13 protein-coding genes, 2 tRNA genes and 1 rRNA gene are annotated in these 24,701 nt (G+C 46.1%); 9 read left to right on the top strand and 7 right to left on the bottom strand.

Annotation, left to right across the window (positions count from 1 at the left end; all coding sequences use genetic code 11):
• The first annotated feature begins 1 nt into the window (after nucleotide 1).
• The 4 genes from rrf to KQI32_RS10970 all read left to right on the top strand — a co-directional run bounded on the left by rrf (nucleotide 2) and on the right by KQI32_RS10970 (nucleotide 805).
• Nucleotides 2–118 (top strand): 5S ribosomal RNA (rrf, locus tag KQI32_RS10985).
• 8 nt (nucleotides 119–126) lie between these two features.
• Nucleotides 127–202 (top strand) — tRNA-Asn (locus KQI32_RS10980).
• A 65-nt stretch (nucleotides 203–267) separates the two neighbouring features.
• Nucleotides 268–342, top strand: a tRNA-Glu gene (locus KQI32_RS10975).
• Nucleotides 343–565: 223 nt separating this feature from the next.
• On the top strand, nucleotides 566–805 hold the full coding sequence (locus tag KQI32_RS10970; protein ID WP_216425170.1) for a hypothetical protein: 240 nt from the start codon (nucleotides 566–568) through the stop codon (nucleotides 803–805).
• Between the two features lie 1,011 nt (nucleotides 806–1,816).
• Here the strand turns inward: KQI32_RS10970 and KQI32_RS10965 are convergent.
• From KQI32_RS10965 to KQI32_RS10935, 7 genes are all read right to left on the bottom strand, one after another.
• Nucleotides 1,817–2,734: a SufD family Fe-S cluster assembly protein gene (locus KQI32_RS10965; RefSeq protein ID WP_216425169.1), complete on the bottom strand. Its 918-nt coding sequence runs from the start codon at nucleotides 2,732–2,734 to the stop codon at nucleotides 1,817–1,819.
• Nucleotides 2,727–3,458: an ABC transporter ATP-binding protein gene (locus KQI32_RS10960; protein WP_216425167.1), complete on the bottom strand. Its 732-nt coding sequence runs from the start codon at nucleotides 3,456–3,458 to the stop codon at nucleotides 2,727–2,729. Before KQI32_RS10960 ends, KQI32_RS10965 begins: the two co-directional genes overlap by 8 nt.
• A 157-nt stretch (nucleotides 3,459–3,615) precedes the next feature.
• Nucleotides 3,616–4,074, bottom strand: a complete 459-nt coding sequence (locus KQI32_RS10955) for a hypothetical protein (protein WP_216425159.1) — start codon at nucleotides 4,072–4,074, stop codon at nucleotides 3,616–3,618.
• Nucleotides 4,075–4,077: 3 nt separating this feature from the next.
• Entirely contained in the window at nucleotides 4,078–4,608 is a 531-nt protein-coding gene (locus KQI32_RS10950; RefSeq protein ID WP_216425157.1) for a CarD family transcriptional regulator, read from the bottom strand.
• Between the two features lie 437 nt (nucleotides 4,609–5,045).
• Entirely contained in the window at nucleotides 5,046–5,258 is a 213-nt protein-coding gene (locus tag KQI32_RS10945; RefSeq protein WP_177690698.1) for a hypothetical protein, read from the bottom strand.
• A 319-nt stretch (nucleotides 5,259–5,577) separates the two neighbouring features.
• Complete coding sequence (locus KQI32_RS10940) at nucleotides 5,578–9,351, bottom strand: polysaccharide lyase family 8 super-sandwich domain-containing protein (protein WP_216425155.1); 3,774 nt, start codon at nucleotides 9,349–9,351, stop codon at nucleotides 5,578–5,580.
• Between the two features lie 14 nt (nucleotides 9,352–9,365).
• Nucleotides 9,366–10,931 (bottom strand): extracellular solute-binding protein, encoded by a 1,566-nt coding sequence (locus KQI32_RS10935; protein WP_216425150.1) that lies wholly within the window; start codon nucleotides 10,929–10,931, stop codon nucleotides 9,366–9,368.
• Between the two features lie 203 nt (nucleotides 10,932–11,134).
• Here KQI32_RS10935 and KQI32_RS10930 point away from each other — a divergent pair, with 203 nt between their 5' ends.
• Genes KQI32_RS10930 through KQI32_RS10910 form a run of 5 tightly spaced genes read left to right on the top strand, consistent with a single transcriptional unit; the run spans nucleotide 11,135 to nucleotide 24,454 of the window.
• Nucleotides 11,135–14,278 (top strand): S-layer homology domain-containing protein, encoded by a 3,144-nt coding sequence (locus KQI32_RS10930; protein WP_216425148.1) that lies wholly within the window; start codon nucleotides 11,135–11,137, stop codon nucleotides 14,276–14,278.
• Between the two features lie 16 nt (nucleotides 14,279–14,294).
• Nucleotides 14,295–18,443 (top strand): S-layer homology domain-containing protein, encoded by a 4,149-nt coding sequence (locus KQI32_RS10925; RefSeq protein WP_216425146.1) that lies wholly within the window; start codon nucleotides 14,295–14,297, stop codon nucleotides 18,441–18,443.
• A 38-nt stretch (nucleotides 18,444–18,481) separates the two neighbouring features.
• Complete coding sequence (locus KQI32_RS10920; RefSeq protein ID WP_216425138.1) at nucleotides 18,482–20,131, top strand: glycoside hydrolase family 3 protein; 1,650 nt, start codon at nucleotides 18,482–18,484, stop codon at nucleotides 20,129–20,131.
• A 14-nt stretch (nucleotides 20,132–20,145) separates the two neighbouring features.
• Nucleotides 20,146–21,669 (top strand): glycoside hydrolase family 32 protein, encoded by a 1,524-nt coding sequence (locus KQI32_RS10915; RefSeq protein WP_216425136.1) that lies wholly within the window; start codon nucleotides 20,146–20,148, stop codon nucleotides 21,667–21,669.
• Nucleotides 21,670–21,703: 34 nt separating this feature from the next.
• Nucleotides 21,704–24,454 (top strand): hypothetical protein, encoded by a 2,751-nt coding sequence (locus tag KQI32_RS10910; RefSeq protein ID WP_216425134.1) that lies wholly within the window; start codon nucleotides 21,704–21,706, stop codon nucleotides 24,452–24,454.
• The last annotated feature ends 247 nt before the right edge of the window (nucleotides 24,455–24,701 follow it).

The raw sequence follows: 24,701 nt of genomic DNA, 5'->3' as shown, positions 1-24,701 counted from the left end.
ACTCGGTAGCGATAGCTAAGAGGGTACACCCGTTCCCATACCGAACACGGAAGTTAAGCTCTTACACGTCGATGATACTTGGCGGGAGACTGCCCGGGAAAGTAGATAGCTGCCGAGTTAAAATAATCCTCAATAGCTCAGTCGGTAGAGCATGCGGCTGTTAACCGCAGGGTCGTTGGTTCGAGTCCAACTTGGGGAGCCAGTGAGGATAAGCAGCAGTCGTATGCTTATGATTGCTGCTTAAACTTTACTTAAAAAAGAATAGATGGCCCGTTGGTCAAGCGGTTAAGACTCCGCCCTTTCACGGCGGCATCACGAGTTCGAATCTCGTACGGGTCACCATATATGGAAAGACATCCAATTGGATGTCTTTTTTTCAATTATATAAACTACTAATCGAATTTGACAAAGGAGAAATAAAAAATAGGCAAGGCATCGTTATGAGCCATAATGAATTACATGACAAATGGCTGGACTGGTTAAGAAATTTCAAACTGACGGTTGCGGGGGACATTCAACGGACGATACTGAAAGCTTCCGTTTACTCGGTTAATTAGTAGAAGATGTGAACAGTTCGGAAGGAAAGTGCTATCTGGTTCAACTACGGGCTTTGGGATTTAAAGTGGAATTTGAATATCACGCAACATCATGGCTGTTTCCTCGGGAAGAATTTCAAAATCATCTTGAGTGGTTTCGTATGAATGAGCAGGGAGAAAGGACGCAGGACGTGAATCTTTGTCCGTCTAATCCAGATGGTTTAGCCTATATTGAAACCCGTGCGGAGCTTTTAGCAGGACTACTTTGAACGAATACTGGATAATATTATATCTGGCAGACGATGTGGAAGTCAAAGGATCTACTGTCCGAAATGCCGGAAACACTGTGTTTCCGATCAGGTGTTATTGAGGATGCATGCTATCCTGAAAGGCATCCGCAGAAGGGAGGCTTCAATAAAACTCAGTTATCTTGCTTATTTTGGAACGATGGAGATTCCGTATATCCAGCCGGAAGATGGAATTTTTTTGGAGTTTGCTTCATTTAAAAGCGATTTATTCCGGAAACTGAACGATTCAGCTTCTTCAGAAAAGCAGACATAGCTCAAACACTGCGCTCACTTTTGGAGTATTTCGGTAAAAAGGATTCCTGTGTGCTGGATTATTGGATTGATAATTCTTTGCAGTCAGATTTCAAGAAACCGTCCAAGAATTTATAATGGGGGCAGGATGTGGTTCGTAAGGATATCGCATTTTATAAAAGTCTGGACTTTGAAAAAATCACCAGTTTTGTCGGCTATCTCGACGAAGAATATTGTAAGCTTTATAGGAAACCCTCTGTGCGGCTCTACGCGAATGTTTTCTAGAGAATTTATGAAAATAAAAACTGCCTGTGTAAATCATATGACAGCATTGTGATTGATCCGGGGATTCCCAAAAAGTGAATGAGGTCGGGAAAACAAGGAAATAACGTGGGATTGAATGCCATTTGAAAGTAGGCAAATTACCCGAAAAGAATGCAAGAGCAAAAAGCTTGTGGGTAGATAGGAAGCGGATCGAAGGAAATTTTATTTCCTTTGAAAGGATGTGGACAAGAACATATTGAAAAAAGTAAAACTTAGAAGAACTAAAATATTTTTTCCAGGTCTTTTTCAAAAACAAAACGGTAACTTATCCTGCGATGAATTACCGTTTTGTTTTTCATCCTATTTGTATTTTACCGGGTAATACTAAAAATTTATTTCTAATAACTCCAGATCTTGAAAATGCTTCGGTTAGAAGTCTCTATTCAAGTTTTTTGCGTTAGTATCTTTGACAATGCATCATTTTAAAAAACCAGCAATAATTTTTTCTTCGGCTTCTTGCTCTGTAAGTCCAAGGGTACGGAGCTTCATGATCTGCTCTCCTGCAATTTTTCCGATTGCTGCTTCATGAATCAATGCAGCATCGATATGGTTGGCGGATAATTCAGGGGCGGCGGTGACCACGCCATTTTCGCCTAAGATAGCATCACATTCTGAGTGTCCTGTACATCTGTAATTTCCAATGATCCGGGAACTGTATTCCTGACGGGAGTGTCCTTTTGCAACAGAGCGTGAAACCAGATCCACTCCGGCATCCTCTCCGTTCAAAATAACCTCGAAATCCGTTTTAGCGGTCTCATTACCAGCCGTCATTAATCGCTCATGGATCACTAACCGCGAGCGGGCGGCAAGAGTAGCTGTCGTTTTCCGATAAGTACTGTCAACGCCGCTTAATTGTATGGTATCCATCTCCAAAGTAGCATCCTCTGAAAGAATGATGTCTGTTACGGGATCAATTCGTTTGGCTCCGCTACCTTTACCTGTGCCGATATGCTTTTCACGGTAAATAACATTTGCTCCTTTTTCCACGAAAAAGCGATGGATTCCATTGTGGCGCGCTTCCTCCTCTGTATCGGTATGAACGCCGCATCCTGCCACGATGACTACGTCGGCACCCTCTCCGATATAAAAGTCGTTATAAACCAAATCGTCTACATTACCGCGGGTGACACAGGCGGGAATATAAACAGTCTCATTTTTTGTGCCGGGTAAAACATGGATGATTAATCCGGGAGCATCTGTTTTGGTTTCGATATGAATATGGGATGTTGACTGCCGGCCGGCACATTCCCCGTCCTGACGGATATTAAAGGCACCGTCAAAGGTTCCTTTCCAATCGGAAACGATGCTGAGTAATTTTTCTGTAACACTATTCATGAGACAGGACCTCCTTTTCACGCGGGCAGTGAACTGCTGATTCATCAGCGAATAGAGAGGGGAGTATATCTTCCCGTTTTCCCTGAGCGCGTACACGTCCTTTGGCCAGAACAACAATGTCATCGGCGATTTTCAGAATTCTTTCCTGATGGGAGATAATAATAAGCGTGCCGGCCATCTGTTCTTTCATCTCCTGAAACACATCGATAAGGCCGGAAAAGCTCCATAAATCAATCCCAGCCTCCGGCTCGTCAAAAACCATTACCTTCGTATTTCTGGCAAGTACAGTAGCTATTTCAATGCGTTTCATCTCACCGCCGGAAAGGCTTCCGTCTACCTCACGGTTGATGTAATCATGGGTGCAGAGTCCGACTTTCCCTAAGATTTCACAGAGCTTGTCCTCGGAAAGCGGCTTGCCTGCGGCGAGCTCGATCAAATCCCTTACCGTTAAACCTTTAAAACGCACAGGCTGCTGAAACGCATAGCTGATCCCTTTCTTTGCCCGCTGTGTCATATCAAGCGCCGTGATATCCTCTCCATCCAGAAGAATCTGCCCGGAAGTGGGGAATTCCGTTCCGGCAATCATCTTTGCCAGTGTCGTTTTTCCGCCGCCGTTTGGTCCGGTCACAACGGTCAATTTTCCGGAAGGGATGATAAGGTCGATGTGTTTTAATATTTTTTCTCCGGCGGGAAGCTCCCAAGCCAGCTTTTTTAATTCAAGCATTCTGATTTTTCTCCTTTCAGCCTTGAACAAGTATATGATATAAAATGAAAAGAAAACGAAATTTATCAATATAGTCCAATTTATTATAGGACGAAAAAAAGGCTTTGTCAAGAAAAGGAGAAAAGAGGATACGCGTTGGTTTCAGAGAAAAAGCCGCTTACCAGCTGTCACTGGAAACGGCTTGTGTGATATATTGTTCCACGTTTTCGTATGGAATGTTTAAAAGGATAGAGATTTCTCCGTGAAAAAATTCTTTTGCCGTGGCTCCATAATTCTCTTCCCAGGGGGAGAGGCGGCAATCCTGCTTTCTCAAATAGACAGATTTGATGATTCGGATCCATTCTATTTCATCAAATTTATTCATAGCCATATCATAAAGTTCTTTTCGCAGTTTCTCATTTGGAGCTTGAATCGTACGAATAAATCCAACGCGTTCAATCGCCTCTGTAATGATGTTTTTATCGCATATTTTCCTTACTATTTCAGTGCTGTTTGCAGGAAGAGCCTTTTTCCAATTGGTTTTCAAATTGCGCAAATGAAATTGCTGTGTATGGCTCTGCATTACTTCCCAGATGCCGCCGCTTTTTAAAAGGATATACTCACCTTTTTGATACATTTTTCATACCTGGTTATCTGCTATAGTTCGTTCATCAATCTTTATCTGTTCAAAAATGAAGGGGAGTACCTGTTCTCGTTTGATATGAAGAACATGAGCAAATTCTTCATGTAAAAGTTTTTCTGCCTCATTTAGAAAGCGTTCATCCGCAACATGCATCTTCTTCCCTTTTTCAATTTGAGATTTTTTATGCAGATACAGTGTTTTTATCATTCTGATCAATTCGGCACGATCGCCGTTTTTCAAAATTTCTGCATACTTCTGCTTTCGAAGGGCTTCATTTTGAATCCAAATTGTCTTTTCATGAGGCATCAATCTTATCATAGAATAAATTTCGGAAGGGGACAGAATTTCCTTCATTTTGGCGGTTAATTCGGAATTATGTGTGGGGATAAATAGCATTGATTTATTATCATAAATCTGTTGTAAGACATAGTACTCCATTGGCTTGCCGCAAAGATCCCTTTTTGTTATGTCAATAATCTTGCAAATACCATATATACTGTAAAGAACCATATCATTTATTTGAAACAAGACTTTCATCTCCTTTTTTCCAGGGCATTTTTCCACTGTTAATTTTTTGCTGCGTTTCCGTCTCACTATGAAAAAGCGTAGTCTGCTGCAACCGGATTTACGTTTTGCAAGGCAAACTACACGTTAATATAATTATATCATATTTTTTGAGAAAATTCTAATAGGCATTCTGCCGAAAAATGAGCAATCATTTTAGGTAAAAGTTAAATTTAATTTTTGTTTTGGCATGCAGAATGATATTTCTTTTGATAACCAAAACGTTTTTTCAGGATTGATGACGTAGTTATATCAATATAAAAAAGTTTTTCATTCTGAAAAACGCAGTCGCGCTCCGCACGTTGTTTTTTGAAACACGAAATTGCGCACGATTTTGTGCAATTTCCTATGTTATGAAAAATATCCCGATTGTTTCATATCAACAATCGGGATATTTTGTCCTATATGTTTCTTAGATCTTCTAAAATCCGGTTGACTTGCCCTTGGGGAATCCTTCCTCTTGCTAATCCCAAAAGTTGATTTAAAGTCATATTGCCAGCTCTTCTAACGAGGGGATGATTAAGTGGGACAGGACTTTCCCTCTGCAAAATTTGATAGGCTTTGGGATTGCTTAACAGCTCTCTCAACGTGATTTGTCCATTTCTGAGATTCATGTCGTCACCTCCTGCATAAGCTATTTTATGCGGATGGGAAAGGAAAGTTTCTCAAAAACAGGAGAAAACTTCTAATAACGAAAAGCAGGATATCCCTCATCTCTATAAGAACCAGTCAAGGGGTAGTCATATTTACATATGCAAATCTTGACTTTAAACCTCTGACAGAACCTTGAAACAATGCCGGTTTCGCATTATTATACGGTGGTCGGAAATCACTTTTTTCGACGGGAGATTGCACTACCGTTGAATAACAAGGCAATACCTCTTATTGAATCTCGCGGCTATGTTTCCTTCTTCGGAACGTGAATCCAGACATCTAATTTGTGCTGGACAGATTCGCCATCAAACGTTTCAGAATGGTAACGCTCTCCGCTCTAGTTGTGCTGGAGAGGGGTTCAAAAGTATCGTCTGTTTTCCCCATCATCAGGCCGGCAGTAATGCAGTTGGAAACGCTGACTCTTGCCCAGAAGGAAATCTCCGCATTGTCCTGGTAGGCTTTCAGATTTTGAATGTTAACCGGGATCTGACCGTTTTGTTTTTCGTAGGCAACATTGATAACTCTGGCAGCTTCCTCACGGGTGATATTGTCATTCGGACGGAAATATCCATCGCTGCCCTGCATAATGCCGGCTTCTTGGATCACTGCGACAGTTTCAGCAAACCAATCGGAAGAGGAGACATCCGTGAATTGCCCATTGTAGGAAATCGCTTGCAATCCGAGAATACGGGTAATCAAAGCGGAGAATTCCGCACGGGTAGTATTCGCGTCCGGCATAAATTCCGTATTGGTAACGCCTTTGACAATTCCTTTTTCCGCCAGGAATTCAATATCTTTTTCTGCCCAGTGCTCAGCGGTATCGGAAAATTTGCTGGATGGCTGAGGAGCACTGGTTGGCTGCACGGTACCGGTTGAGCCGGAAGAACCTGTCGAACCGGAAGAGCCGGTTGAGCCGGAGGAACCATTTGAGCCGGATGGTTTGGAGGTAGGAGTAGGCTCAGTTACCTCTTCCGTCAATCCAAACGAAATCGTAGTAGCAGCACCGTTTTTCCCTGTCACATCAATCTCTAACTCGATTTTTGAGGAAAGGGCTTTGACCGTCACATTTTCAGGAACAGTCAGAGCTTTTTTTGCCGCCTTTTCAATGGTGACGTGGATTTTGTCCGTTACCTTCATCGTCGGATCACTCAAAGCCAAAGTAAGAACATTCTCTTTTTCCTGCAGCATCGTGCAGGCTTTATTATCGATTGTCAGCCCTCCTGCGGAGGCTGTTTTTGCCTCATAGTTGTTCAGGGCGGTGATATTGAGCGCTTTTTGCTTTACTGCATGGAAAGAGGTTTCATTTGCCAGTATCTCTACCTGCGGCATGTTGGCATACGCTTCTGTCTGTTCCGGTGTTTTGCCCGGCAGCACAACGTATTCATAGGAAGCGTTGACCGGCGCTTTTCCGTGATCGAACAGCAGGGTGGTCACGGAACCGCTGTAATCTTTGGAAGGCTGGGAAGCGGTTGTCGCAAAATCCTTGGAGTTTCCGTTTACCTTTTTCTTGCTGGCGGTCAGGGTAACCGTTTCCGGAAAATAATAGCCGAACTGAGATATGCTGTTTCGTCCCAGAATATGGGCGGTTCGGACATTTTCAAAGGTTTCATCCAGAAAATAATCACGGTTTAGGGAAGCACCGTTAATACAGAAATTGTTTTTCTCAAAATCTTTCGTCATACGCTGATCAATAGTTGTCTCGACCGGATATTGTTTGTTGGAATCGCTGATATTGGATCCGACCATAACAATCTCATCGTCAAACATGAAATAGGATTTTCTCGCACTGAGATCACTACCATACTGCTCCGTTTCCATGCCGGCAGAACCGTAAAGCTCGTTCAGGCTGACGCCGCCTGCAAAGTCTTTGCTGGTAACAGACTCCTGCTTGAACCGTTCCAGAGGCATCGGCATATTGAGTGCAGTAACGCCGGGCAAACGGTTCATATCTGCCAGGAACCAGAAACCGTCGTCATAATGCTTGTCGTCGGAATCATAGAAATAGGTCATTCCGGAGCCGGTAAACCAGCCCTTCAGATTCTCATACATTTGCTCATAGCGCTTTACGCGGGAAGAGGACATGGAAAGTCCCATGACATAGTTTTCCCGGTGGTGTACCACCCGATCCATGAAATGATACGTTTTGTTGAGAAGCAGCGGGTCAGCAGGCTTGATGTTTTCATCATTCATGATGGTCCGGATTTTAACATTGGACTGCGTTTTCCAAAGCTGGGCCGTATCGTTTTGCATAATTCTTTTGACGATACTCTGATATTTGGAACGGTAAGGTTCACCGAGCACATCCGCAATATCAGCCAGCATGACGCAGACGTTATAACCCTGTGTTTTTTCAATGGTGCCTCTGGTGATGGCACGACCGTTTACCATACTCATCATGCTGCCGTTGACCAGAAGCGGAACGACCGCAATATCAGTCAGTTCTGCAAGATATGCGTTGATCTTTTCGGCGTCTGGAACCCATTTTGTGTTTTTCAGGGCTTTCATGCCGCTGATGCTGTACTGGTAGCCGCCGATCCCGTAAGTCCCGGTATAGGCTACATTCGAGTGAAAGATACAGGAGCCGTCCACATAAAAGCCTTCTCCGCCCGCAGGCTCATTCTTTAGAACAAGCTCCTCCTGAATTGCCTGTTTCATTGTATTAAGCCGCCAGTCCTCCCGTGTGATGGCACCCACACGGATGGAGGCGAAAGCCATATCAAACTTGTTGACGCCCGTGAACAGAGTATAGTCGTTTTTAATTTGAGCCGCCAGCCGATTGGCATAGTAAAGCACTTTCTCATAGGGAAGCTCATCGTAGAGAAGAATCAAAATTTCACTGTATACTTTCGGAACGCCTGTCATAGCGTTCCACAGGAAGCCGTACCATGGAAGCTCTGGGCTGTACCAGTATTTATCAACAATATCCATGGCATATTCGATATCCTTAAGCAGCTCCTGATTTCCTTTCAGCCGGCTTTCCTTGTGCGTCAGAGCAACCGCCAGCCAGCGGATCTGTCCGAGCATAGAATAAAATTTTACGTCCGAGTTTACGGCATGGGCTTCCTCTACCGTGCCGTATTGTTCCCACAACAGAGAGGTGCCGTCCTTGTTCATGGATTTCCACATTTTTTCAGCATTGTCCACACGGGAGGCGGCAAGCTTCAGCCCTTCGGCGTCTAACTCTTTGTCCATGTCCGTAATATCATCCTTGATGTTTTTTATAACCTTTTCGTATTCCTCAACGGGATAGTTGCGGAAGCCGGTGAGCTGAAAGGTCAAGTCGTTTAACAAGATGACATACTCTTCGATTTTATCCTGTTCCCAGCTTGCGGAAGCTTTATAGGTTTCTGCTTCTTCAATGGTTTTTGTCAATTTGGTGAGTGTTTCCTCAAAATAGGTAGCTCTGTCCTTATTCGCTTCCTCCACGGCGGCTTTCGATAAGGCGAGCTGTTTGTCAAGACGGTAAAATTCAACCGGAGAGACATGATAGATTTCCAGCTCTGCAATGCGGATGCCATAGTAGGAGGATTCGGTTGTGTTTCCGATTTTTTGAATGTTCAGCCGGAGATATTTTGCAGTGACCGGCTTAAAGTAACAGTAAAACAATTCTTTGATGACACCCTTGTCATAGGTATATATATCTGTCCAGTCTGTCCCATTATCCGAAGTTTGCAAGGTGAACTGTAAGATGGAACGATAGGTATCGTAAAAAACCACCTTATTGAATGTGATTGCCGTATCAAACTGCAAATCAATGGTTCCGTATTTGGATACCCCATAAGTGATAATGGTAGCCGGCGTGTCATAATATGTACTCAAATCACCGTCGACAAGTTGTTTTGTGCTGATGTTCGGATTTGTCTGATCAGCGCCGGTGGTGTCCTTGAAGGAGGCGGTGACAGTCTTTGCAGTGAGCGCCAAATTTTCGTATTTGTGATCCATTTCACGGTCCGTCAGTGCATCCTCGGGATTTTGATTGAATGTTGCTGCAAAAGCGGGCATCTGAGCAGTCAATAAACAGAAAACGAGAAAAATGCCGAGAAAACGCTTCATTGTTATACCTCCTACTATTTGTCATATTCCTTCTGAGCAGCATTATAAACCGCAACAACCTCATCTGCGCCCAGCGCCTTTGCTTTCTGAATCCATTCATTCCAAGCGCTGTCTCCTGTTTTTTCCGTGAGAATATAGTTGGAGAAAAATTCACTTGAGGCCTTTCTCAGAGCCGGCATTTTGTCGTTGATGATTTCCTTCTGTTCCGCGGTGAAACGCAGTACGGGATCCAGCGGTTCGAAAATATTCTCTTTGCTTGCAAAATCCTGCGCCTCCTGTTCCCGTTCACTGAAGATAAAGTAACTGCTTCTGCGGTCGAACCTGCGGAATATTCCGCCGATAAACAGACCGTATTTCTGCTCCAGCTCTTCAATGGTAGGATTGTGATCCGGAAATTCGATATATTGTGCCTTTCCATCCTCCCCTATGGTGTAGGTCACGTTTTCGGTTCCCATAGTGACCAGCTGTGCGCCGGCGGGAGAGAGCATAAAATCGCTGATTTTTAAGGCGAGCTCCGTATTCTGGTTCTGAGATACCGCAATTCCGCCGCTTACTCTTGGCAATGTGATCAGCGTTCCTTTGGGACCGATAGGATAACCGTACCGCAGATCATAACCGGGAACTGTTTTGGAGGCTTCCTTGGTAAAGCTGTCCAGCCGGCCGATCCAGTCAAAGGTAACAAAGGCTTTCTCCGCCTGAGTCATTTTGGAGGTCCACGCCGACTGAGTCAGCGTAAGAAATTCCGGATCCAGAAGCCCCTCGGAATAAAGCTTTTTCAGAAAATCCAGCATATCCTTCATTTTCGGATCGGTATCGGAATATTTCCATAATCCGTCTTCCTCATCATAATAGGGACTGTTTGCCACGATACCCCAGCTGGTACTCAGATGATTGAACAGGGTGGACTGATTCTTTGAAGTGAAGGGTGTGGAGGAAGGGTAAAGTTCTTTTAACTTTTTCAGATTCTGATAAAACTCGTCCTGTGTTTTCCACGGCTTTATATTATGCTTGTCAAAAATATCTTTCCGGTACAGCATACCATGATTGACATCCCGGCTGATATCGTAAGAGGGCATAACATAAAGGTGGCCGTCGCTCGCCTGATAGGAATTGAAAATCCACTTATTCTCTTCCTTTTCATAAAAAATGGATTTAAAATTGGGCATCAAATCCAGTTTGTCGTCAACCGAGGCAAAGGCTCCCTGCACGGCAAGATCATTGATCTGCTCGTTGTTGCCGAAGCCGGCTCCTACAATATCAGGAAGTTTTTTGGATGCGGCCAATACTCTTATTTTTTCTTGAATCGTCGAGGTTGGATAGGCTTCAATCTGAACGTTTACACCGGTGATTTCCTGAAGACGTTTCTTAAAATAAAGATCGTTCAGATTGGTCACACTGGAGGCAACCGCCCATGTGATCGTTTCACCTTTTGTTGTCAGCGGAAGCTGTAATCCGCCGGTATCTCCGACGTCGCTCTGAGAATTGTTTTTCAAAGAAGCTGATTCACTGTTTTGTTTTTGACAGGAACTGAAGGATAGCATCATCATAATGGCAAGCAGGGAGCAAAGAATCTTTTTCATTGTTCATTTTCTTCCTTTCATATTTTTTGAAAACAATGTTCCACCGAATACCTTTTATCACATTATACAATATTTTTTCGGAAAAGTATAGACTTTTTTTGCGAAATGTGTTAATTTTATATCGAAAACAACAAAAATATTCCTCAAAACAAGGAGAACAAACCCTAAAAATACCTTTTTTTAATGAAAATGGAGGAAGAAAAATGAGAACAAACAGGTTGGTCAGTTTCCTATTGATTTGTTGTCTTATTCTATCAGTGTTTCCGCAGCTGGCTGTATCAGCCGCCGAAGAAAGCACTGCTCAGATGGAATATGAGTTCTTGAAAAATCTAGGAGTCATATCCGAGCAATTTTCTTTGGAAAGTGAAGTGGGTCGGGATGAATTCGCCGGCTTGATAGCAAAAATGCTGTATCCCGGGCTGGATTTGTCACTGGCCGGTGATATCAATGCGCCTCAGCCCTTCCGTGATGTGGAGCCTTCCAACCGTTCCTATCACGCCATTCGGCTTTTGAAAGAGCTGGGCGTCCTTTCAGGAGATACCGGAAGTGAATTCCGGCCAGATGAAAAGATTACATACAACGAAGCGGCAGCAATGCTCATAAAAGCTTTGGGATATGCGGTATACGCGGAGGAGAAGGGGGGGTATCCATCCGGATATCTTATGATCGCCAACGACGCGGGTATCACCAAGGGCGTCTCTGCCAGTGTGGGCGGCATCACCGGAAATACCGCTGTAAAGCTTTTATATAATGCATTGTTTGCCGACATGGTAAGTGTTGTATCCTATGAAAACGGAAAGCCGACCAGCCAGATCATCCGGGATAAAAACCTGCTTTCCGAGCGGCTGAATATTTCCGAATATGATGCGGTTGTTGTGGATGACGGATTCAGCACGCTGGACGGCAGCGTTTCAGTCGGTGAGAAAAAGGCGGTTATCCGGGAAGTGAAAACAGATGCAAAGCTTCTTGTGGAGGATCCGGAGTATTTGCTTTCCGATTTTCTGGGCTGTCATATCAAGCTGTTTTTACAGCGGGATCAGCAGACGGATCAGATGCGGATCGTCTACTGCGCGCCTCATCGGAAAGGGGAAATCACCCGTATCCCTGCGGATCAAATCATTTCCGTGAGCGATGAGGTTGTCGAATATGAAACGGAGAAAGACGCGGAGCACTATCGAAAGATACGTCTGACCTCAGGGCGGCCTTATGCGCTCTTCAACGGCGTAAAAAAGGCGTCCTATGACGCAGATGAGCTCAAACCGGAAAACGGATTTCTCACATTGATCGACAATGACGGGGACGGCAGTGCGGATGTGGTCAGAGTGACAAGCTTTTCCTATCATATTGTTGTCGATAAAATTGACATGGCACGTCAGATTCTGTTCTGCAAGCAAAATCCGCGCAACAATTTTGATTTCTCGGATGACAGTCAATTGCATTACAGAGCGTGGAAGGAGAATAAACCGATCTCTTTGGATACCATTCAGGAATCGGATGTCATTTCGGTTGCAAAATCCGAAAAGAATGCCGAAGGAAAAACACTTTATACTTTGGTGGTCTCCTCTCAGTCGGTGACAGATTCCGTAGCAAGCATTCAGCAGAGTGAGAACGCAGTCGAACTGAAAGAAAGCGGTATCTGCGAGATCTCTCCTTTCTATCTGTCCGTTCGCCCAAAATTGCTGGAGCAGATAGGCTTTGACGGAGATATGACCTTCCGTCTCGACTGTCTTGGAAAAATCGCCCATATTGACAAGCTTTCGGTTCAGAATAAAAATTTTGTTTACTTAATTGACATGAAACAAGAGAGCGGGCTGGAAAGCGGTATCATTCTTAAATTCTATGATTCAGCAGAGGGAAAGATCAGGGCGCTTCCCATTTCCTCTAAAATAAAGATAGACGGAAAGAAACCGGCGGACAGTGAATCCTTTACAGAGATCCAAAAAATGCTTTGCACCCGTCCGGACGGTACCGTCACTGTTCCGAAAAAGGAGGAGACAGACAGACAGAACAAAGCTTTCACCAGCCTGATCCCTCGTCCGGCTATTTTAAAGCTGGACGCACAGGAACAAATTACCGAGATTGATACGGACGCGGTTACCCATGACGAATCCTCACTGGAGGCGGAGGACAGCAATGCATTAAAGGCAGGGATTCGAAACGCCAAGGATCAGCCCTTTCAGACAAAATCCGGAACCTTTGACGGCGGTTACTATGTAAATGGTGAGACTGTCATTCTAAAGGTTCCTGATGTGGATCGTTATGGCCTGGATGCGTGTGTACAGCGCTATGTTCCCACCTGGAAATACAGCGAAATTCAGACCAGCCAGTTTGAAATGGATCTGGGGGACGACTCCAATTTTAAGACCATGTTTCTCTCGGAATTAAACGAAAATATGAACTATGACGCCCAGGCATACAACGTGGATCCAAAGACGGGTGTTGCAGAGCTTCTGGTTATCCGCGGAAGATATGAATATTTTTATCATAAAAACAATTTCCAGGCGCCCTTCTGCGTGTATTTAAAAATGGCGGAGTATGTTGACATCAATACCAAAAAGATTATGAAAAAAATCTATTACTATGACGGCGGGGAGGAGAAATCAGCGATTGTAGATGAAGAAACGCTTCACCCGTGGTACCGCAATATTATATTCGGCGGGCAGGTTCCTGCCGGAATTACCTATACAGGCAAAGAGGAACAGCCGGAGACGGCGAAATATATCGAGGTGGAAAAGCTTCAGCAAGGGGATATCATCAGTCTGGAAACCTCCAACGGTTTATTATCACATATTCAAAGGGAGATCAATCTGAGCCTGATCAATCAGAAATCAGCGGGAAGCATGCGCCCCTCCGCACGAAGATATCCTTATTCCAACGGTGCTTACAGCGTATCTACAGTGGATATCCCCTTTGATCAGAGAATCTATTCCTCCTATTCCTTCAGTGAGACCTATAATCTGAATCTGGGGGTTGCAATGGATATGATCGGTTCAACGCTGCTGTTCCGCCAGCCGGCAAAGATTGGATCCAATATTGGTTGCTTTGCCGACTATATCGGCAATGAAAGCGAACTGCCGGTTTGGGACAAATACATCAATCTGAGCGATGTGAAAATAACCGTTGTGGAGGAATCGGAGGACAGCGACTGTGATGTGGAGCATGACAGCTGCAAAGTAAAAATCCGTGCAGGAACGCTTGCCGACATCCGAACCGCCAGCTCTTTTGCAGGGGATGCGGCAAAGGACGGATTTTATAAAGCTTCCAGAATTTATGGATTTTCCAGATACGGTGTGTTCTCAGAAATCGTAATATTCAATCTGTCAGAACATCACAATCGTACGAAATAGAAAGGGGGTTGTCCGTATGAAATATTTGAAAAAAGGACTCTCTGCAATTCTGTGTGTCCTTCTGATTTTGCAAAGCGGAACCTTCACTGTCGCAGCGGAGGAAAAACACTGGGCGCAGGATGACGCGGATGCTCTGATACAGAAAGGCGTCATTTCCGGAGACGGCGGCGGCCTTCGGCTGGACGATAAAATCACCAGAGCGGAATTTGCAAAGGTGATCAATCGAAATTTCGGATTTTCCATAATGGACTATATCAATTTTCCCGATGTATCGGAGGATGCATGGTATTATAATGAGATGCTTATCGCCAAAAAGGCGGGATATCTGACCGGAGATGACGGCGGCAATGCATCTCCTGACAATCCTCTGAGCAGAGCGGAAGCGTGCGTCGTTCTTGCCAGAGTAATTCAGCTTTCTCCCTCGGATGACAACGCGCTTTCCTTTACGGATGCGCGGACTATTCCAGAATGGGCTGCTCCGTATATCAGTGCTCTGAACGATACGGAAATCATGAAAGGCTATGAGGACGGCAGTTTTCTTCCCGCAAACAATATGACAAGAGGGGAAGTGTTCTCTGTGATAGTCCGTGCCAACCGATACTTGAATCCGGAAAAACCGGTGACCACGGTTGCACCTGAAACGATTTTTAATCCAACATCAGGGGGCTCTTCCGGCGGAAGCTCCGGAAGCGGAGGCGGCTCTTCTTCCTCCTCAAAAAAACTGAGCACTCCCGTTATCAAAAAAGTGGAGGGGACCGTGCTGTTCTGGGGAGCGGTGAAAAATGCGGCTTCCTATAAAGCGGTTATTAAGCGCACCACAGAAGAAAAAGAGACGTCCCAAACGATCGGAGATATCCGGGAGACACGGTTTGACTTTCTGGAAACGATTGAAAAAATGATTGAGGCGGACAAGATGCCGCTGGAAACCTTTTCGGTTCAGGTGACCGCCGTGGCAGGCTCCGGATATCAGGATTCCGCTCCCTCAAAAGTGGAGGAAATGCATATCACGAATGAAACGGTTGCAATACCTCAGGATATTCATATTGCACAGCGCTTTGACGCACAGAATCGGGAAACCTTGGAAATTGCCTGGTCAGCGGTGGAAAACGCGGGAAAATATGAAGTCAGCCTGCTGAGCGGGGAAGAGAAAATCCCTCTTACTGTCAGCGGGACAACGGCAGCGTTTCCGGAGGGATATACTTTTGGGGAAACGGCAGAGATCTCGTTTCAAACCTTATCCTCCGATCCGGAAATTATGGATTCTATGGTTTTGAAAAAAGCATTAAATATTCCGCTTTTCGCAGGCGGGGATGGACAGGAAAATCCTTATCTTATCCGCAACGAACGGCATTTTTATAACATCGCCGCACAACCGAATGGGAACTATCAGATTATCAATGATATCATCCTTGAAAATTATCGCCAGATCGAGAGCTTTTCCGGCGTGCTGAGCGGGAATAAGGACGGAGAAGCCGCAATCATAACCTTTCATGCAGATACCAGCGAGGCCAATCAGGCGCTGTTCGGAACGGTCAGCGGAACCTTTGAGAACATTGGCTTGGAGGGCAGTTTCACGGCGGGTACAAATTCCGCCCCGCTGGTGAGAAACGCAATGGGAACGGCCGCCAAAAAAGCGAAGATCATCAATTGCTTCAACAATATGACGGTGAACATTGTGACTGGTACCAGAGGAAGCGCCTTGATCAGCGAGGCGAATTATGCGCAGATCACAGGCTGCTATAATCTTTCTGACACGGTAACCATCAACACCTCCTTCGGCGGAGGAATCATCAGTGTGCTGAATAACGGAGCGGAACTGAAAGACTGCTATAATGCGGGCGATATCACCTTCAAACAAAACTGCTCCGGCGGCGTTGTCGGCGCTGCTTTCGGGGAAGTCAACTCCCTCTATAACAGCGGAGATATCATACAGAGCGGCACGGGGGTCACGGGCGGCGTGGTCGGGCAGCTAAGACAGAATAATAAGAATTTTTATTCCGCCTTCAATACCGGCAAGGTGACAGGAAGAGGAATTGCCGCCGGGCTTATCGGGCAGATTTATCCCAACACCGGCGGCGTCACCAAGCTCAATGAATTGTATAATATCGGAGATATTGCATCGGACAGCGGAAAGGGCGGACCGATTTACGGAGAATGGCTGAAAACACAGGGAACAGCGGAATTTGAATCGGACGTTTATGTGCTGGACGGCTGCTCCTATTCCCTAGAAACACCGGAGGCTTCCGCAATCACAGCCTCAGCACTGAAAAAAGTTGTTTTTGAAAGCGGTGTATGGAAAACCGAGAGCGGATCTTCCTATCCGTTTCCCCAGTTTATTGCCGCTCCCTACAGGGGAGATTATGTCTATACCGCGCCAAAGCTTCCTGTGCCGTCACTTTCTGTCGCACAGGAAGACCGCTCGTTTAAAGTGACGATTTCCGGCAGTGCGGACACCGTTCAATACCGCCTTGAAGTTTGGAAGGAAAACAGCATGATAAAGACATATGTCTCTTCAAACGGCGGAAGCAAGGCTGTCATCGACATCACGGATTCCGTGACGGGATACGGCGAGTATCTGGTGAAGGCGACCGCCGCAGGAAATCAGGAGGATTATCTTGACTCGGATACACAGCAGCAGGCATTTACCTATTCATCGCTGGAGCCGTTAGCTGCCCCTGTGCTTTCTCTGGCATGGAAGCAGGCGGATGATGGAGCGGAAATCTATGAAATCTCCTGGGACGCGGTGAAGGATGCTGCCGGCTATCAGGTAACCGTAAAACAGAATACCGCCATCGTGGATGAGGTAGAGAAGACGACTGAAACAAGCTATTCGCTAAAAGAGAAAGCGGGGCTTGCATTCGGTTCGGATTTCACGATTCAGGTTACGGCGCTGGCAAGCAATCCGGCGCAAAATTCCGCTCCGGGACAGAGAACTGTTTCCACACGTTTTGCCGGGACAACCGGGGAGGACGGAACCGAGGCCAACCCGTTTGTCATTAAAAACTACCGCCATTTTGCCAATATGGCGGCTGCCAATGACAATAAGTATTATTCGGTGGAAAGCGATATCACCCTTCCGTCAGACTATACGCCGATTGCAGATTTTTCCGCGAAACTGTCGGGAAAGACTGACGAAAATGGCAAACTGCCGGTTATCGACTTCGGGACAAGAAACGGCCTTGCGAATTTTGCTTTGATCAAGGTTATGAATTCCGGAGCAAAGGTTTCCAATCTCAAATTTACCGGAAATCTATCCGGAAGCACTTATATTTCAAGTGTAGCCAACGATCTGAACTATGACGCTGTCATTGACGGCTGTGAATCCGCTGCTGTAATTCAGGCAACCGGAAACTATGTCGGCGGTATTGTCTCACGCGTGATCAAAGGGACAGTCTCCAATTGTGTAAACAGCGGCGATGTGAAAACGGCAGGGCAGTATGCAGGCGGCATCACGGCGATTATCTGGGGTTCCTCCGCCGTGCAGACGAAGCTTATCACCGGCTGTTACAATACGGCGGCTGTTGAGGGCGGACGATACACGGGCGGTATCTGCGGGATGTTCAATCAGCAGAATGCCATCGTCGAAAAATGCTATAACGCCGGCAGCGTTATTTCCACCGCGGATAGTGTGGGTGGTATTGTCGGCGCAGGCTACGGCGCGATCCGCGAGTGCTATAACGCGGGTGCTGTCACTGGAACCACCAATGTAGGGGGAATCGGCGGAAATCTGTGCAGTCTCAGCAACACGGTGACCTATGCTGGTTCCATCGAAAATTGCTATAACACCGGAGCGGTCACGGCGACGAACGGCCATGCCGGCGGGATTGTCTGTACCATTCGGTATAATGCCGTGACAAATGTTTACAATATCGGAACGGTTACCGGAAAAAACAGATCACCAGTCTACCGGCTGCGCTATCCCTCCGGCGGATCTGCAATGACCGGAGAGGATCAGAACACCGTGATAAATGCGTATTATGATGATAAAGTGACAGACACTTATGATGACACAGCCTTGAAATCTCTGGACGAACTGAAAAACCCCGGTATTTTTGATCAGACGGGCGGTGCAAGCGGAAGCGATATCTGGCAGATTGCGGAGGACGAATTTGGCTATCCCTATTTGCAGCTGAAAAACAATCCGCATAAGGTTGTATTTCAGTAAAAATTTCAATAGACAAAATCAAATTGCGAGGTAACAGTATGAATTGGGTTGAAGAAACCTTTCAAAAAATGACATTAGAACAAAAAGTCGGGCAGCTGATCATCAGCAGAAGCAATTTTAAAAGCTCGACACTGGAAATGCTACGGAAAGGATGGCTGGGGGGCGTCGGCTCCCTCTTCATCCGCTTTGTCTGCGGTTCCGATGCGAATAAAATTGTGAAGCTGACCAATCAGATTCAGGAAGAATCCCTGATTCCGCCGTTTTTTTATACCGATTGTGAAAATGGGCTCCCCCATGTGTTTACCATCGGAACAGAGTTTCCAAATAATATGGCGGTTGCGGCAACGGGCGATCCGGAGTTGGCCTATAAAATGGGGCGTGCGATCGCGAATGAAGCCAGAACGCTGGGCTATGATATCATCGCAGGTCCGGTGCTGGACATCAATTCCAATCCACAAAATCCGATCATTGGAACCCGAGCCTTCGCGGATACGGTTGAGGTGGTTACAGAGTTCGGGAAAAGGTATGTGGACGGGGTTCAGGAGGAACAAGTGATTGCCTGCGGAAAGCATTTTCCGGGGCATGGGGACACGGATACCGACTCCCATATCAGCGTTCCAGTGGTGGACAAATGCTTGAAAACGCTGAAGAAAAAAGAGTTTTATCCCTTTAAGACATTGGTGGATCATGGCATTCAATCAATCATGACCTCCCATACCTATTTCCCCGAATTACAGCAGGGGGAAGAGGTTCCAGTCACCTTCTCTGAAAAAGCTGTGAAAAAGCTCCTCCTGGATTCCTGGAAATTTAAAGGCCTTGTCGTGACAGACAGTTTGTCTATGCAAGCCATAGCGGCAAATTATTCGGTGGAGGAAGCGGCTGTTTTGTCCATTAAAGCAGGAAATGACATGGTTCTGCAGGATTATAATACCGATCCGATGGTGACCTTTAACGGACTGATGGAAGCGGTAAGCAGCGGCAGGCTGACCGAAAAGGAAATCGATGAGAAGGTAAGAAAGATCTTAAAGGCAAAGCAATGGTGCGGAATAAGAAATAAGAAACCGATGGAAGAAAAAGATATCGAAGGCTTAAACCGCAATAAATTTCATCAGATGCTTTCCGCGGAGATTGCGGAAAAATCCGTTACGGTTCTTGAAAACCGTGCTATGCCCATCCCGGCAAAGCAGGAAATTCTCATCATTTCCACCAGAAATGACGAGGGAGTCGAATGTGTATCGGATCTGGGGACTGTCATATCCCCCAGATCGATGGCTCTCTATGAATATGTAAAGGAATATAACGAAAATACGGCGATCACAACCATCTCCGAAAATCCGGAAGAAGAAGAAAAACTTCGGATTCTGGAATTGAGCAAAAAGTTCAAACACGTTATCATCACAAACTATATCCGTATCATCAGCTATAAACAGGGGAGCGGAACCATTCCGGACAGCCAGATTGATTTTATTGAGCGGCTGGCCAAACAGAACCGAAGTGTGACGAATCTGATTTTTGGAAATCCGTATGTTATCGCGCGTCTGCCAAAAACGGCAAATATTCTAACAGCATACAGCGATTGCAATGCGTCGATCAAAGCCACGGTGGATATTTTGTTCGGCACAAAGAAATCCTGTGGAAAGCTGCCTGTCAAACTCAGCAGAAAATATGACAGAGGCTACGGCCTGTAAAAGGAAACCATGCTATGAAAAAAGAATGGACGGTAAATAAAAATTATCTGCTTCTTCCGATTGCTACCGGCGGGGATCCAAAAATCGTTTCCTTCCATGCGGAGGGAGAAAAAATATATGAATTTCGTATTCCCGTTGCGAAGGATGCGAAAGAACGCTATTCTTTCCACTTTTTCGCTCCGCTGCCTGTGAAACGGTGGAGAAACAAGAAAATAACCATCTCCGGCGAATTACCGGAAGCATTTTTATCTGCTGCTGCGGAAAGCGATTCGGTTCCCGAACTGCAGGAAAGCTTTCCTGCCATACATTTTGCGGCAAATACAGGGTGGATAAACGATCCGAATGGATTGGTGTTTCAGGATGGACAGTACCACATGTACTTTCAATATAATCCGTTTGATATCAAATGGGATAATATGTGCTGGGGACATGCGGTGAGCGAGGATCTGCTGCATTGGACACAGCTGGAGACGGCCCTGTATCCTGACGCGGACGGAACCATGTATTCCGGCAGTGCGATATGGAATGAGAGAGGACTTCTCGGATTGCCGGAGAATGCTCAGATTTTATTCTACACCTGTGCGGGAAACACCTCCGAATGGAGCAAAGAAAAAGAATTTGTGCAGAAAATTGCCTATTCCCCAGACGGCGGAAGAACGTTTGAGAAACGGGCGGACACGATTGTCCCAAACATTACCTATAAAAACCGGGATCCGAAGGTATATTGGCACGAGCAGAGCAGCGCATATTTTATGGTACTTTATCTCAGCGGAAATGAATACGCCATACTGCGATCCAAGAATCTGGAAAAGTGGAGCCTTTCCCAGCGTTTGGAGCTGGAAGGGATGCTGGAATGTCCTGACCTGCGTCCGGTTCCGGTGGAGGGCGGCGGTGAGAAATGGCTTTTTATAGGAGCCGACGGCTATTATTTTACAGGTGATTTTGACGGCTATGCTTTTCATCCGCAGAGCGGCAGGAGGGAGGCTTATCGCAATAAGATTCCCTATGCGGCACAGACCTTTTGGGGATGTGAGGAGGTGATTTTGATCCCGTGGCTGCGACTAAAAAACATCGGCAAAAACAGCACCGGGGCAATGGGACTTCCACGTTGTCTCAGCCTGATGGAAAAGGATGGCGATTATCTGCTCAGGCAAACACCCGTTCCAGAATGGGACAGCCAGAAAGAAATGATTTTCAAAAAGGATGGAATTCGGCGGGCGGAAATCACGCAGGATAGGGAAGCAGCCTCCGAACTCAGCCTGAAGTTTTCCAAAACCTGCGATTTTTCAGTGGATCTTTACGGAACCGCCTGCGTTTATCACTGCGGCAGCGGTGAATTAAAGGGGAAGGAATTCATCATTGATTTCGGAAAAGGGATTCATCAGATTTCCTTTTTCTCCGACGGCGAGATTCTCGAAATATTCGGAGAGAACGGCCTTTTGTATGCGGCGGCGGAAGCCTGTACCGATCAAAAGAGGGGAAAGATCACAGTCTCGGCAAACGAAGAATTTTCCGCGGCGGTTTACAGAGTGGAATAAATAAAATATAAAAAACAAAAAGGAGAGGATTTTCATGTCCAAAAAATTATCCATCTTAGTTGTCTTGTGTATGCTCCTGACCAGCTTTTCAGGGCTGACCCTTGTCACACAGGCAGCCCTGACAGGTGCGGGAACGGATGCGGAACCGTATCTCATTGATTCGGCGGAGGATTTTGCGGCGATCTCCGATCTGACCGCGGTGTATGCGGTGACTGCGGACATCACAGAGCCTGTCACAGTTTCTGTCTCCGGTTTTTCCGGAAAGCTGATCGGCTATTCTGCCGACGTTAAAACGGAGGAGATGCGCAGTATTCAGGTCAACATTTCCGGAAATGGTCTGTTTGCATCCTTAAGCGGAAATGCGGAAATCCGAAACATCACGCTGAAGGGAACCGTTACCGGAACAACCGCAGGCGTGGGCGGATTTGCCGGTTCTTTTAGCTCTGCGGGAACAGTGACGCTGGAGAACTGCGTCAATGAAGCCACGGTCTCCGGAGGACAGTATACCGGAGGCTTTGTGGGAAATGGATTTTCTGGTATGACAAAATTGTTTTTGAAAAATTTGGTGAACCGGGGAATCGTTTCGGGTTCTTCCAATCGTGTCGGCGGAATCGCCGGTGGAATCGGAACGGTGGCTGCTGTTGAAAACTGTGCCAATCTTGGCACAGTCAGCGGAAGCTCCACTGAAACCGGCGGAATTGTCGGTATGAATTACGGCAGTGTTTCTGCCTGCTGGAATGCAGGGGCGGTATCCGGGACAAAAATAGTCGGGGGTATCGTAGGAAATTTCATAAACAACTCTGCCGTTAAAATGTACAATTGCTATAATACCGGTTCGGTAACCGCTACAGCTTCCGACGGTACTGCGGGCGGTATTGTCGGGACAAAGGCCGGAAATCAGCCGATTGAGAACTGCTATCATGCAGGGACGCTCAGCGGCACGTCGGTTTATCCCATTGCGAATGCGAATCCTACGGGAATCAGCCGCACATACTATCTGTCCGAGACCGCCGCTGACGATGGGCTGGACAACACAACACCCTTTACCGCCGCGCAGATGGCGGTTACAGATTCCTTTACAGGCTTTGATTTCACAGATACTTGGACAATCGATGCGAACACCGGGTATTCTTATCCGCAGCTGAGAGCAAATCCGCATATCATTGATTGGGGCACCGACGAGAATCCATATATCGTGGATTCCGCCGAGGACTTTGACAATATCCGGAAGGCTCCCTCCGCAGTTTATTCTCTGACGGCGGATATTGAATTGCCGGAAACATATGAGCCCTTTGTCTTCTCTGGAAAGCTGATTGGTTCCGATCCGGAGAATCTGAAAAACATCCATGTCACAATTAAGAAAAACGGTGTAAATAATGTCGGGCTTTTCACACAGATTGCCGGCAGCGTTCAGATCAAAAATATCAAACTGACCGGTTCTGTTATTGGTCAAAACAACACTGGCGGATTCTTTGGTTCTGCTTCCACTACAGACAAAACAACAGCTGGTTCTGTTGTGGAAAATTGCGTTAATGATGCCAATATAACCGGCTATAATAAAGTCGGAGGCATTGGGGGATCCTCTTATGGAGCCGGAACGCTCACACTGAACCATGTGACAAATACAGGGATTGTCAACGGCGGCAGCGGCCCGAATGTCGGAGGCATTGCAGGCTTGATTGACATTGCACTTACCAATGCGGCAAACCGCGGTTCCGTCAATGGCGGTGCAAGCACAGGGGGCATTGTAGGCTGGAGTTACGGTAATATTTCCGGTTCCTATAACAGCGGTTCCGTTACGGGAACAAGTAAAGTGGGCGGAATCGTAGGGAATCTTGATAAAGTTAACTTGAAAATTGAGAATTGCTATAACAACGGCGATATTATGGCTTCCAGTAGCGATGATACCTCAGGTGGGATTCTTGGTTATACCGGAAGGACAGGAACATCAGTTGCCAACTGCTACAGCACGGGTGAGGTGACGGACGGCGGTAATTTCAATCCGGTATACAGCAATGCGGGTGATGTGAAAGCAACCGTTTCCAACAGCTTCTATCTGTCTGTAAACCATCAGGATGATGGGCTGGCCGGAACGGAGGCGAAAACGCTGGCGGAGATGAAAGCTCTGACGGTTTCCCTGGGCAGCGCTTACGAAGCACCGGCGGCAGAAGGATATCCGTTTCCAGAAATCATAGGAAATTTGAACACCTCCGGATATCGTCTGTATTCCGTCATTGTCACGGCAGGCGAAAACGGAATGGTTAGCCCCTCGGGCGAGCAGTATGTCAAGGGCGGCGAAACTTTTACCGTGACCGTGACGCCTGGGGAAGGATACGCAATCGATTTTGTGAAATATAACAATACTCCTGTTGATGTGACGGCAGATGGAACCTACACAACGCCGGAGATAACGGCCGATGCTTTGATTGACGTTGCCTTTGCTTTGACCGAGGCTCCGGAAGAAGTAAAACCGGCGACCAACGTATTCATCGGCAAAGAAGATACTCTGCCTTTCGGAATTGCGTTCGCTACGGTTTCCCTAGGGGATACTTTGCAGGAATATGGCATTCTGTTCAGCGAAAAAGAACTCTCGCTGGATGCATTTAAAAAGGATGTAGAGGGAGTTTTTACAGGAAAAGCGGTTACCGCGGCCAACGCAAAAGGGCAGTACGGTATTAAATTTGCCGGCAATCTGGAATCCGGCACCTATTATACAAGAGCCTATGCGGTGTACGGTGAAAATATTGTTTACAGCGATGTGATTATACCGATTGTAATCCCGTAAGACAAAACAGACTTTTGGCGGAAGCGTGTTATCTGCTGCCGAAACCAAAGTGAAAGTTCGTTTTGAAAAAGAAGAAAAAGAAAGAATATCCTCCACCTGTTATAAGGCGGAGGATATTTCAGCCTGTCGAAAAACGCATGGATTCCATCAAGCGAATCCACGCGTTTTTGTGTCTATTGGGAATAAAAACATGAGTATCCGATGCAGCGTGCCATGGTTCCCATCCCGCCACTTCCACATGGCCAGC

Source organism: Acetivibrio sp. MSJd-27 (assembly GCF_018918095.1).
Taxonomy (GTDB): Bacteria; Bacillota; Clostridia; order UMGS1840; family HGM11507; genus HGM11507.
The sequence above is the reverse complement of the archived record's forward strand: the minus strand, read 5'-3'. Positions and strand labels throughout refer to the sequence as shown.

Coding starts and splice junctions, on each gene's coding strand:
- KQI32_RS10965 (WP_216425169.1), bottom strand. CDS start 2,734: ATGAATAGTGTTACAGAAAAATTACTCAGCATCGTTTCCGATTGGAAA.
- KQI32_RS10960 (WP_216425167.1), bottom strand. CDS start 3,458: ATGCTTGAATTAAAAAAGCTGGCTTGGGAGCTTCCCGCCGGAGAAAAA.
- KQI32_RS10955 (WP_216425159.1), bottom strand. CDS start 4,074: ATGTATCAAAAAGGTGAGTATATCCTTTTAAAAAGCGGCGGCATCTGG.
- KQI32_RS10945 (WP_177690698.1), bottom strand. CDS start 5,258: ATGAATCTCAGAAATGGACAAATCACGTTGAGAGAGCTGTTAAGCAAT.
- KQI32_RS10940 (WP_216425155.1), bottom strand. CDS start 9,351: ATGAAGCGTTTTCTCGGCATTTTTCTCGTTTTCTGTTTATTGACTGCT.
- KQI32_RS10935 (WP_216425150.1), bottom strand. CDS start 10,931: ATGAAAAAGATTCTTTGCTCCCTGCTTGCCATTATGATGATGCTATCC.
- KQI32_RS10930 (WP_216425148.1), top strand. CDS start 11,135: ATGAGAACAAACAGGTTGGTCAGTTTCCTATTGATTTGTTGTCTTATT.
- KQI32_RS10925 (WP_216425146.1), top strand. CDS start 14,295: ATGAAATATTTGAAAAAAGGACTCTCTGCAATTCTGTGTGTCCTTCTG.
- KQI32_RS10920 (WP_216425138.1), top strand. CDS start 18,482: ATGAATTGGGTTGAAGAAACCTTTCAAAAAATGACATTAGAACAAAAA.
- KQI32_RS10915 (WP_216425136.1), top strand. CDS start 20,146: ATGAAAAAAGAATGGACGGTAAATAAAAATTATCTGCTTCTTCCGATT.
- KQI32_RS10910 (WP_216425134.1), top strand. CDS start 21,704: ATGTCCAAAAAATTATCCATCTTAGTTGTCTTGTGTATGCTCCTGACC.